Source organism: Allobosea sp. CS1GBMeth4 (assembly GCF_900185715.1).
GTDB lineage: Bacteria > Pseudomonadota > Alphaproteobacteria > Rhizobiales > Beijerinckiaceae > Allobosea.
This window is the reverse complement of record NZ_FYAS01000049.1, coordinates 1-11,306: the sequence shown is the minus strand read 5'-3', so window position 1 is coordinate 11,306 and position 11,306 is coordinate 1. Positions and strand designations below refer to the sequence as shown.

At 71.0% G+C, this 11,306-nt stretch carries 10 protein-coding genes; 3 read left to right on the top strand and 7 right to left on the bottom strand.

What is annotated here, in order from left to right; genetic code table 11:
* The 4 genes from CS1GBM4_RS22645 to CS1GBM4_RS22630 form a co-directional block, all read right to left on the bottom strand.
* Positions 1 to 621: copper resistance protein CopC (locus CS1GBM4_RS22645; RefSeq protein ID WP_186421032.1), on the bottom strand; the 621-nt coding region annotated here is incomplete at its 3' end.
* A 38-nt stretch (positions 622 to 659) separates the two neighbouring features.
* Complete coding sequence (locus CS1GBM4_RS22640; protein WP_186421031.1) at positions 660 to 1,178, bottom strand: DUF1775 domain-containing protein; 519 nt, start codon at positions 1,176 to 1,178, stop codon at positions 660 to 662.
* A 178-nt stretch (positions 1,179 to 1,356) separates the two neighbouring features.
* Positions 1,357 to 1,722 carry a hypothetical protein gene (locus CS1GBM4_RS22635; RefSeq protein ID WP_186421030.1) on the bottom strand — a complete coding sequence of 122 codons (366 nt, stop codon included), beginning with the start codon at positions 1,720 to 1,722 and terminating at the stop codon, positions 1,357 to 1,359.
* A gap of 140 nt (positions 1,723 to 1,862) precedes the next feature.
* Positions 1,863 to 2,309 carry a helix-turn-helix domain-containing protein gene (locus CS1GBM4_RS22630; protein ID WP_186421029.1) on the bottom strand — a complete coding sequence of 149 codons (447 nt, stop codon included), beginning with the start codon at positions 2,307 to 2,309 and terminating at the stop codon, positions 1,863 to 1,865.
* A 76-nt stretch (positions 2,310 to 2,385) separates the two neighbouring features.
* On the opposite strand from CS1GBM4_RS22630, the gene CS1GBM4_RS22625 reads away from it, so the two are divergent.
* Genes CS1GBM4_RS22625 through CS1GBM4_RS22615 form a run of 3 tightly spaced genes read left to right on the top strand, consistent with a single transcriptional unit; the run spans position 2,386 to position 6,402 of the window.
* Entirely contained in the window at positions 2,386 to 4,680 is a 2,295-nt protein-coding gene (locus CS1GBM4_RS22625; RefSeq protein ID WP_186421028.1) for a heavy metal translocating P-type ATPase, read from the top strand.
* A 10-nt stretch (positions 4,681 to 4,690) separates the two neighbouring features.
* Positions 4,691 to 5,338 carry an isoprenylcysteine carboxylmethyltransferase family protein gene (locus CS1GBM4_RS22620; RefSeq protein ID WP_186421027.1) on the top strand — a complete coding sequence of 216 codons (648 nt, stop codon included), beginning with the start codon at positions 4,691 to 4,693 and terminating at the stop codon, positions 5,336 to 5,338.
* A gap of 8 nt (positions 5,339 to 5,346) precedes the next feature.
* Complete coding sequence (locus tag CS1GBM4_RS22615; RefSeq protein WP_186421026.1) at positions 5,347 to 6,402, top strand: murein L,D-transpeptidase family protein; 1,056 nt, start codon at positions 5,347 to 5,349, stop codon at positions 6,400 to 6,402.
* A gap of 119 nt (positions 6,403 to 6,521) precedes the next feature.
* On the opposite strand, the gene CS1GBM4_RS22610 is transcribed toward CS1GBM4_RS22615, so the two are convergent.
* The 3 genes from CS1GBM4_RS22610 to CS1GBM4_RS22600 form a co-directional block, all read right to left on the bottom strand.
* Complete coding sequence (locus tag CS1GBM4_RS22610; RefSeq protein WP_186421025.1) at positions 6,522 to 7,904, bottom strand: aldehyde dehydrogenase family protein; 1,383 nt, start codon at positions 7,902 to 7,904, stop codon at positions 6,522 to 6,524.
* 187 nt (positions 7,905 to 8,091) lie between these two features.
* Positions 8,092 to 9,747: an acetolactate synthase large subunit gene (locus CS1GBM4_RS22605; protein WP_186421024.1), complete on the bottom strand. Its 1,656-nt coding sequence runs from the start codon at positions 9,745 to 9,747 to the stop codon at positions 8,092 to 8,094.
* 217 nt (positions 9,748 to 9,964) lie between these two features.
* Positions 9,965 to 10,933 (bottom strand): ornithine cyclodeaminase family protein, encoded by a 969-nt coding sequence (locus tag CS1GBM4_RS22600; RefSeq protein ID WP_186421023.1) that lies wholly within the window; start codon positions 10,931 to 10,933, stop codon positions 9,965 to 9,967.
* Positions 10,934 to 11,306: the final 373 nt, after the last annotated feature.

Genomic DNA, 11,306 nt, shown 5'->3' with positions numbered 1-11,306 from the left:
TTTCGCGCCGGAGAGCGGTAGCGCCAGCGCGTCGAGCCCCTGCGCCGCGAAGGCGGCCGGCACCGAGACGAGGCCGAGCGCAAGGAAGCCGGCGACCGGCCGCCGGGCGGCGGCGGGCAGCGGCGCGACCCAGGCCGAGAAGGCCACGCCGCCAATGCCGAGGGCGAGGCCGAGGCAGAGCCCGAGCTTGCCGAGCCAGAGCGCGACGCGGACGGCCGGCTCGGTCTGGATCGCAGCGGCGGCCGGCGCCGGGCCCGGTGCCCCGACCGAAAACATCACCGAGCCGCCGACCGGGTGGCCGTCCTCCGAGACCACGCGCCAGCTCAGCACATGCGTGCCCTCGCCGAGATCGTCCGGCGCTGCGATCGTGAGCGTCCGGTCGGCGAGCGTGAAGCGCGTCAGCCGGCGGCTCGCGCCCTCGGGGCCGAGCAGGGTCAGAACCAGCGGCGAGACCGGCTCGCTGAAGCTCAGGCCGAACGTCGCGGGAGCCCGGGCGACGACCGCGCCGTCGGCCGGAACGCTCGTCGTCAGCGCGGCATGCGCATGCGCCTGCCCCGCCGCCGCGAGCGAGGCGACGGCGAGGCCGAGCAGGGCGAGCAATGGGCGGAGGAGCCGGTTCATGCTGGAAGGCGGCCGGGCATGGGCTCCGGCCGCGCCGCTCACTTCTTCGGTGTCAGCTTCAGGCCGGGCGCCGGGAACTTGTAGTCGTCCGCCGACTTGCCCGCCGCGGGGATCTCGATCCAGCGCTCGACCCCGCCGCCCTCGCATTCCTGCACCACCGGCACATGCAGCGTGGTCTCGGGCTTGAGATCGGTGGTGAGATAGGCGCGCAGGACGAACTCGTCATAGTGTTCGTCGAGCAGCTTGCCGCCGCTCCAGCTGACTTCGGTGACGCCCTCGGCGGTCGGCGTGCCGTAATAGTCGTAAGCCTTCCCGTATTTGCCCTTGGTCGTTTCCAGGGTCCAGCCCGGCTTGGGCATCGGCTTGACCGCGATCACGCCGTCCGGGATGCGGATGCGGACCTTGGTCGTGGCCGCGCCGTTGCAGCCATGCGGCACGCGCAGCACCGCCTTGTAGGTCGAGCCGACCGGGGCCTGCTGGGTTTCGAGGGTGACATGGGCCAGGGCCGGGCCGGCCATGACAGCCGCGGCGAGGGCGGCGAGCGAAAGGGAGTTCATCGTCGAGGGTTCCTTGCGGATGGCTCCGGCATGGCCGGCGCAGCCGCTCTGGGCGGTATGGATTCGGGAGGGCGCGCGGCGGCCGGGCCGTCAGCGCTGGCATGGGGAATGGTGGAAGAGGCCGCTGACGGCCGTCAGGACGCCGCACGCCGGGGCGCTGGCGCGCGGGCCCGTCCGGTCAGAGGCTCGCGGGCGGCGCGCGCGGATTGGCCGGGGAGCGGCCCGCGACGAAGCCGGCGGGAAGGTCGAGCCGGCGCTGGAAGGCGACGAGGTCGACAGTGCGATGCACCACCGGCAGGAAATCGGCCGGAGCGGCGGGCGCACCCGTGCCGGAGAAGGCGCAGCCGAGCATGCAGCACGTCGTCAGGGCATGCGCCGCGGCGCTGTCGCCCTGGTCCATCGGCCTCTCGCCGCCGGCGCAGAGCGTCATCGCCAGCGACCGGTCGAGGTTGAAGCCGGCCGCATTCGCGCCGGAGGCGAGGCCCGTGAAGATCGCCTGCAGCACGAGGAGATAGGCCGCGGCCAGCGCGACCCAGCGTCTCATCCCTGTTCTGCGGCGCAATGCGGACAAGAGGGCTTCTCCTGCCGTTTCGATAGCATGACTGCCGGCCGCGTCAATTTGCGCTGGCGCACATGCGGGCCGGATCGCGCCGCGACCCGGGCGGGAGCAATCTCGCCTGGGGCTCAGTGGCCGTGGTGCTCGCAGCGGCCGTGATCGGCCAGCGCCTCGATGACGGCGCAGTCGGCGGCGGCGACGCCGCCCGAGCAAACCGTTGCGATCCGGGCGAGTTCCGCCTCGAGCGAGCGCAGCCGCGCGATCTTCTCGCGGACCTCGCCGAGATGGCCGGCCGCGATCGCATGCGCCTCGTCGCAGGGCATGCCGGGTGTGTCCGAAAGCCGCAGCAGGGTGCGGATGCTCTCGACCGCGAAGCCGAGATCGCGCGCATGCTTGATGAAGGCGAGCCGTTCGACATGGGCGCGGCCATAGCGGCGCTGGTTGCCCTCGGAACGCTCCGGCTCGGGCAGCAGGCCGACCTGCTCGTAATAGCGGATGGTCTCGACCTTGACCCCGGTCCGCTCCGCCAGGGTCCCGATCGGCACGACGCGATCCAGGGGTTTCGTCGGCGGCATGATTTTCCTCTTGAAGCTCTAGTGGCTATAGGTTGTAGCTAGGTGGTCCCGCAACGCCGTCAAGCGGAGACGACGCATGGCCCCCGCCGCCAAGACCGAACCCGAAACGCTGTCCTGGACGATCGGCGGCATGGATTGCGCCAGCTGCGCGGCCAAGATCCGCGGCGCGGTCGAGCGCCTGCCCGGCGTCTCCGATGTCCGCCTGTCGGTGATGTCGGAGACGCTGACGCTCGCTCTCGACGAGAGCCGCACCCGGCGCGACACGGTCGAGAAGCGCGTCGCCAGCCTCGGCTATACGACGAGGCCGGCGGCCGCGCCCGGGACGGGGGCGAGCAGCGGCTGCGGCCATGGCCACGGGTGCGATGCGCGCGGGCACGAGCACCGTCATGACCATTCGGGTTGCGGCGAGCCCGCCCACGCTCATGACCACGAGCACGCCCGCGGCCACGACCATGCCCATGGCGAGGCAGCCGGCCACGGTCACGCGCCGACGCCGCCCGGCATCTCCTGGTACCGGACCGGCAAGGCACGGCTCGTCCTGTCGACCGGGGCGCTGCTCGCCGGCGCCTGGCTGGTGAGGCTGGCCGCGCCGGAGGGCGCCTATTGGATTTTCGTCGCCGCCTGCCTCGTCGGCGTCGTGCCGGTTGCGCGGCGCGCCGTTACCGCGGCCGCCCTCGGCCAGCCCTTCACCATCGAGATGCTGATGACGATCGCCGCGGCCGGGGCGCTGGTCATCGGCGCGGCCGAGGAGGCGGCGCTGGTCGTCTTCCTCTTCGCCGTCGGCGAGGTGCTGGAAGGCGTCGCCGCCGACCGCGCCCGCGCCTCGATCCGCGCGCTCGGCGACCTCGTTCCCAGGACCGCCCTGGTCGAGGAGAGTGGCCGGATCCGTCAGGTCGACGCGGCGGCGCTGAAGCTCGGCGAGATCGTGCTGGTCCGCCCGGGCGACCGTGTCCCGGCCGACGGCGCGGTCACCGACGGGATCTCCGGCGTCGACGAGAGTCCGGTCACCGGCGAATCCGTGCCGAGGACCAGGAGCGTCGGCGATCAGGTCTATGCCGGCTCGGTCAATCGCGAGGCGACGCTGCGCGTGCGCGTCGAGAAGGCGGCGCAGGACAACACCATCGCCCGCATCATCCGCCTGGTCGAGGAGGCGCAGGAGGCGCGCGCGCCGACCGAGCGCTTCATCGACCGCTTCTCGCGCCTCTACATGCCGGCGATCGTCGGCCTCGCCATCCTCGTCGCGCTGGTCCCCCCGCTCGCCTTCGGCGGCGACTGGCCGGTCTGGATCTACCGGGCGCTGGCGCTGCTGCTGATCGGCTGCCCCTGCGCACTGGTCATCTCGGTGCCGGCCTCGATCGCGGCGGCGCTCTCGACCGGCGCGCGCCAGGGCCTGCTGCTCAAGGGCGGTGTGGTGATCGAGGCGGCCGCGCGGGCCGGCATCGTCGCCTTCGACAAGACCGGCACGCTGACCCAAGGCGAGCCGCGGGTCACCGAGATCGTCGCCTTCGGCCGCGGGGAGCGCGAGGTCGTCGAACTGGCGGCGGCTGTCGAGACCGGCTCCAGCCATCCTCTCGCGCTCGCCATCCTCGCCCGCGCCAGGGCGGACGGCGTGCCGGTGCGGCCCGCGGCCAATGCCGCGGCGCTCGCCGGCAGGGGTGTCACGGGGGAACTCGACGGCGTCGCCATCTTCGTCGGCGCGCCGCGCCATGCCAGGGAACGGGCCGGCTTCGATAACGAGGCGCTGGCGGCGGTCGAGCGGCTCGAGGCCGCCGGCAAGACGGTCGCCGCCATCGTCGCCGATGGCGAGCTCGCCGGGCTGATCGCCCTGCGCGACGAGCCGCGCGAGGACGCGGCCGCCGCCATCGCGGAGCTCGAGTCGCTCGGCGTCCGCTCGGTGATGCTGACCGGCGACAATGCCCGGACCGGCGCCGCCATCGCCGGCGCGCTCGGCCTGGAGCACAAGGCCGAATTGATGCCGGACGACAAGGTCGCCGCCATCAGGGCGCTGGCGCGGGAGGCGCCGGTGATGATGGTCGGCGACGGCATCAACGACGCCCCGGCGCTGGCGGCTGCCAATGTCGGCGTCGCCATGGGCTCGGGGACGGATGTCGCGCTCGAGACGGCCGACGGCGCGGTGCTGAAGAGCCGCGTGCGCGACGTTGCGGCGCTGATCCGGCTGGCGCGGGCGGCGATGGGCAACATCCGCGCCAATATCGCGATCGCGCTGGGCCTGAAGGCCGTGTTCCTCGTCACCAGCGTGCTCGGCTATACCGGCCTCTGGCTGGCGATCCTCGCCGATACCGGCGCGACGGTGCTGGTGACCGCGAATGCGCTGCGCCTGCTGCGCTTCGACGCCGGCAAGGCGGGCTGAGGGGCTGCCGATGTCCGGCATGGAGATCGCCAGCTATCTGATGGCCGTCGTCTACGTCATCAGCTTTCTCGCCATGTCGGCGATCCTGGCGAAGGAGGCCGGCCGCTCGGTCTGGCTGTTCGGCAGGGGACGCGAGAAGCAGACGCTGCCGGCGCTGCTGTTCCGTCTCGCCTTCGCCGGGGCCGTGCTCTGGCCGCTCTGGCTCGCCGCTTTCGGCAATCCTGTGACAGGCGATCCGCTGACGGCCGCGCTGGACGGCCCGTGGTTCGACGTCCTCGGCCATCTGCTCGTCGTCATCGGCGCCTGCGCGGCGCTGCTCTCGCAGCGCTATATGGGCGCCTCCTGGCGCATCGGCGCGGCCGAGGGAGAGGTGGGCGCGATCGTCGACAGCGGCCCCTTCGCGCTCTCGCGCAATCCGGTCTTCCTCGGGCAGGGGCTGCTCTTCATCGGCCTCGTCATCGTGCTGCCGAGCCTCGTCCAGGCGGCGCTGACCCTGGCGCTGCTGCTGGCGATCAGGCTTCAGGTCGCCATCGAGGAGCGCGTGCTCGCCGCCTCGCTCGGTGAGCCCTACCTCGCCTACAAGGCTCGCGTCCGGCGCTGGCTCGGAGTGGCGGCGAGGCCGCCCCGTTCACCAAGCGTTAGCGCCGGGTCGCGATAGTCGCTGCCATGTCCGTCACGACCCTCTTCCGACGCTGCCGGCGCCTGGCGCTGCTCGGTGCCGCCGCCATCGCGCTCTCGTCCTGTGTCGGGATGGAGGGAGACGGCCGTCATCTTCAGCCGCTGCCGGCCGCGCTGGTCTCGCAGATGTCGGCGAAAGGCATGAGCCAGGCCGATCCGATCCTCGTTCGCCTCTACAAGAAGGAGAGCGAGCTCGAGATTTGGAAGCGCGACCGTTCCGGCCGCTACGCCTTGCTCAAGACCTATCCCATGTGCCGCTGGTCGGGCCAGCTCGGCCCGAAGAAGCGCGAGGGGGACCGGCAGGCGCCGGAGGGCTTCTATACGGTGACGCCGGAGCTGATGAATCCGAGATCGCAGTTCTACCTGTCGTTCAATCTCGGCTACCCCAACGCGCTCGAGCAGGCGCAGGGCTATACCGGCTCGGCCCTGATGGTGCACGGAGCCTGCACCTCCGCCGGCTGCTACGCGATGACGGACGAGGGCGTCGCCGAGATCTACGCCCTGGCGCGCGAGGCCTTCGCCGGTGGCCAGCGCAGCTTTCAGGTCCAGGCCTTCCCCTTCCGGATGACGCCGGAGAACCTGGCGCGCCATCGCGCCAATCCGCACATCGCCTTCTGGCGCAATCTCAAGGAAGGCTCGGATCATTTCGAGGCGACGCGGCAGCCGCCGCGAGTCGCGACCTGCGGCGGCCGTTACGTCTTCAATCCGGCCGGCGACGCCTCCGCCCTCGTGCCGGGCGCGCCCTGCCCGGCCTATCAGACCGATCCGGAGGTCGAGCCGCTGGTCGCCGCCCGCAATGCGCGCGACGAAACGCGCCTCGCCGAACTCGCCGACAGCCTGCCGGCGACGAGCTATGCGCTGATGGATGGCGGCATGCACCGCAGCTTCCGCAAGCTGCTGCGCGATCTCGGCCCCGAGCGGATGCAGACCATGGTGGCGGGCAAGGTCGCGATCAGCCAGCCGCAGGCCGCGCTGGCCGACCCCTATGGCGGCGACGACGAGCCGGAGCAGGCGGCGGCGACCGGGTCGATCTCGTCGCGCTGACGGAGGCCGGGCCGGCGCTCGCCAAGGGCGGGCGGCTGCTGCGTCGAGCGCTCTGTCATGGGGTTCCGGGCTCGGGCCTTCGGCCGGCCCGGACTGCGGCGAGGCCCGGAAATGCCGTCTCAGCGCCGGTTCAGCAGGATCATCTTCTCCTGCGTCATGTCGCGCATGGTGTAGGGGATGCCGCCGGTGCCGTAGCCGGACTCCCTGCGGCCGGCGAAGGGCATCCAGTCGGTGCGGAACGCCGTGGGGTCGTTGACCATCACCGCCGAGGCGTCGAGCCGCTCGGCGACATGCAGGGCGACGTCGATGTCCTGCGCGAAGACGCTGCCCTGGAAGGCGACGGGAAGCGAATTCGCCCGGGCGATGGCGTCGTCGAGCTTGCTGTAGCGGTAGACGCAGACCAGCGGGCCGAAGACCTCGAGCTGCGAGACCTTCGCATCGGCGGCGGGATCGAGCAGCACGGCCGGCTCCAGCGTCGTCTCGGACAGGCGCTTGCCGCCGAGCGCGAGCCTGGCCCCGCCTTGCACCGCCTCCGCGATCCAGCTCGCCACCCGGTCCGCCTCCTTCGGCAGGATCAGCGGGCCGACCTCGGTTTCCTTCAGCACGGGGTCGCCGGTCCGCAATCTGGCGACGCGCGCCACCAGCCGCTCGGTGAAGACGTCGGCGATCGCCTCATGCACGTAGATGCGCTGCGTCGACACGCAGACCTGGCCGGCATGGTAGTAGCCTCCCTTGACCAGGGGCTCGATGATCCGATCGAGATCGGCGCTGCGGTCGACGATCGCCGGCGCCGCCCCGCCATGCTCCAGCGCCGAGCGGGCGCCGTGGGCGAGCCTGGAATGCAGATGCCAGCCGACCTTGGCCGAGCCGATGAAGCTGAGGAAGGCGACGCGCCGGTCGGTGGCGAGCGCTTCGGCGAGCTCGTTGCTCTCCGGCAGGAACATCTGGCACCAGGGCTCCGGCAGGCCGGCCTCGTGCACCAGCGCGACGAAGTCGCGGCAGCACAGGGGCGTGGTGCTCGCCGGCTTGACGATGACGGGGCAGCCGACCGCGATCGCCGGCGCGACCTGGTGGACGATCAGGTTGAGCGGGTGGTTGAAGGCCGAGATCGCCGCGACGACGCCGATCGGCTCCTTGGTGGTGAAGGCCCAGCGCCCGGCGGCCGCCGGCGTCAGACCCATCGGAATTTCGCGTCCGGCGAAGTTCCGGAGCTCGTCGGCGGCGTTGTGGACGCCGTCGATGGCGCGGGTGGTCTCGACGATCGCGTCGGTCAGGGGCTTGCCGCCCTCGCGCGCGATCTGGAGAGCGAAATGGTCGCGCCTGGCCGACAGCAGCTCGGCGAGCCGGCGCAGGATCGCGATCCGCTCATGCGGCTTCAGCCAGGCGTCGCGGTCCCGGAATGCCGCGTCGGCCGCTTGCAGCTTGGCTTCGAGCGCCGCAGCATCGTCGGTGGCGATCTCCGCGACCGGCACACGGTCATAGGCCTGGACCACTGTCAGCATCTTGGTCTCCTTCGGGCTTCCGGAGTTGTGTTGTGCTGCTCTGCGCGTGCCGTCGCTCCGGACAAGCTGCGAAGCAGCACAGCTCCGAAATCCATCATGGAGCTCAGCGCCCTGTGGTGGATTCCGGCGCTCCGCTTCGCTCCGGCCGGAATGACGGCCAAGTCTCAGCGGAGTTGAGCGCGTTCGGTCAGGCCAGCTCGATATCCGGCGTCTTGTTGCGCAGCTCCTCGACGAGCACGCGGGTGTTCTCCGCATAATCGATCGGAACCTCGACGAGATGGAGGCCGCCGCCCGCGAAGGCCGCCTCCAGCGTCGGCACCAGCTCGGCCGCCGAGCCGACGCGCGAGCCCTTGGCGCCATAGGCCTTGGCATAGGCGACGAAATCGGGATTGCCGAAGCTCATCCCGTAATCGGCGAAGCCGTCGACGGCCTGCTTCCAGCGGATCATGCCATAGGCGCTGTCGTTGAGGACGACGACGACGAGGTTGAGTCCCAGCCGGACCGCGGTCTCCATCTCCTGGCTGTTCATCATGAAGCCGCCATCGCCGCAGACCGCCATGACCCGGCGCCCGGGATGGAGCATCGCCGCCATCATCGCCGAGGGCAGGCCGGCGCCCATCGTCGCCAGCGCATTGTCGAGCAGCAGCGTGTTGGCGACATGGGTGCGGTAGTTCCGCGCGAACCAGATCTTGTACATGCCGTTGTCGAGGCAGACCATGCCGTCCTCCGGCATCACCGCGCGGATGTCGTGCACGATGCGCTGCGGCGTGATCGGGAAGCGATCCTCCTCGGCCCGGTCGTTGAGATGGCCGAGGATCTTCTGGCGCAGGTCCAGCATTGCGGGATCGGCCTCCAGCCGGCCGCCGAGCCGCTCGGCCAGCGCCGCGACCGTCGCGCCGATGTCGCCGATCACCTCGGCATCGGGATGGTAGACCTGCTCGACCGTGGCCGACTGGTAGCCGACATGGATCACCTTCGGCCCGCCAGCGCTCTTCATCAGGAAGGGCGGCTTCTCGACGGTGTCGTGGCCGATCGCGATGATCAGGTCGGCACGATCGACCGCCTGATGGACGTAATCGCCCTCGGACAGGGCCGCCGTGCCCATATAGAGGTTCGAGCCCCCGGTGACGGCGCCCTTGCCCATCTGCGTGTTGAAGAAGGGCAGCCGCATCCGCCGCACGAAATCGGAGAGCGGCTCGACCAGCCTGGGCCGGTTGCCGGCCGCGCCGATCATCACCAGCGGCCGCTTCGCCGCCAGGATCATCTCGGCCGCGCGCGTGATCGCGGCCGGGTCGGCCACCGGCCGTTCCAGCGGATGCACCGGGATCAGGGGCACCTCGGCGATCTCCTCGCCGGCGATGTCCTCCGGCAGTTCGAGATGCACCGGGCCGGGCCGCTCCTCCATTGCGACGCGGAAGGCGTCGCGCACCACCGAGGGAATGCTGGCGCCGCTGACGATCTGGCGCGTCATCTTGGTCAGCGGCTTCATCGAGGCGACCACGTCGACGATCTGGAAGCGCGCCTGCTTGGCGCTCATGATCGCCTTCTGCCCTGTGATCAGGATCATCGGCATGGCGCCGAGATGGGCATAGGCCGCCCCGGTCGAGAAATTGAGCGCGCCGGGGCCCAGCGTCGCGATGCAGACGCCGGGGCGCCCCGTCAGCCGGCCATGGGTCGCGGCCATGAAGGCCGCGGCCTGTTCGTGCCGGGTCAGGACGAGCTCGATCCTCGAGGTCCGGAGCGACTCGACCACGTCGAGATTCTCCTCGCCCGGGACGCCGAAGATGCGGTCGACGCCCTCGTTCTCGAGGGCGGCTACCAGGAGGTCGGAACCCTTCGCCATCGCCATCGCCTGTCCGGAACGCCTCGATACCGGGAAAGGTAGGCTGCCGGCGCGCGAAGGGAAAGCCGGCGCATGACGGGGTTGCAAGAGCCGGATGCGAAAGGCGCGAACCGGCTTTCCGCCGTGATGCGGCTCCAGCTCTTCGGCGAGAGGCGGAGTCGCATTTCGGGTGGCGTCGTGTTGCGCCCCCGCCCGAAATCGTCCGGCTTTCGTTTCTTTAGCGCGGCAGGAAGGTTCCGATACCGCCGGCGCGCGCCTTCTCCAGGACGAGATGCGCGAGCGCGAGGTCGGCCAGCGCAAAGCCGCGGAAGCAGAACAGGGAACGTCCCGCACCGGCGCCGGTGAGCGGCGCTTGCGCCAGGGTGGTGAGATCATGGCCGAAGCGGACGCTCGCCACCGGCTGACCGGCGACGTCATAGGGGGCCTGCGACTGGGCCAGGCTGTCGGTGACGAGGAGATCGAAGGCGGGCAGCGCCTCCGGCAGCCAGCTGCGGCCGGTGTCGACGGCGGCGGCGAAGGCCGCGGGCTTCATCCGCCTTGCGTCGAGGAAGGGGCGCAGTGCCGGTGCCGCGGGGACCATGGAGATCACGAGGTCGCTGCGGGACAGAAGCGCATCGGCATCCTCGACGATCTCCGTCGCCAGCCCCTGCGCCGCCGCGGCCTGCGCCAGGCGCTCCGCCGAGCCCCGGCTGCGGCTCAGCATCAGCGCGGTCTCGAGGCCGGGATAGAGATCGCGAAACGCGGCGAGATGGGCATGGGCCTGCAGGCCGCAGCCGACGAAGCCGATGCTGCGCGCATTCGGTGGCGCCAGGAGCGAGGCGGCCGCCGCCGAGAGGGCGGCGGTGCGCACCAGCGTGATCTCGTCGCCGTCCATGATCGCGAGCGGCGTCCCGGTGGCATAGTCGCTGACGCAGATCAGCGCGCTCACGCTGGGGACCGGGCTGCCCGGCTGCGTCGGCGCGGAGGCGACCCATTTCACCGTGGCGATCGCCTGCGCCCGCGAGGCCGCCGTCATCGCCTGGAAGGCGTGGCCCGGGCCGAGCGCGAGGGCGCTCTTCGGCAGGCTCTGGCTGCGGCCGGCGGCGTGGTCGCGGAAGGCGCCGAGTACGGCCTCGCGGGCCTCGCGCGGCGTCACGGTGCAGGCCTCGACGTCCTGGCGGGAGAGGTAGAGGAGGGAGTTGCTCATCGGTCGACCCATGACGGAACGCAGGCGGGTTGGGGATCGCGGCCATGGCGCCGGCCCGATCCGGTATGAGCATTGGCGAGGCGCCGGGCAAGGCCCGGCGGGCAGCCCCGGCAGCCGGCTCGTCAGGGGGGAGACGACCGCTGCGACGGCCGATCGACGGATGCGATTTGCCGATTAAAGGCTAAGGCCTTGTATTGTCTGGAATTCCTGGACCCGAGGCGGCTTTGTCGAAAAAGTTTCAAGAACCGTGTTGACATGGTTCGGGGGTTCCTCCTATAACGCGGCCATCGAGACGGCGCCGCCGGTGTGCGGGGCCGCTCTACTGCGCTTCATATGAACGCTAGGCGTTTAGGCCGATTGGTAAGTCGGCGGC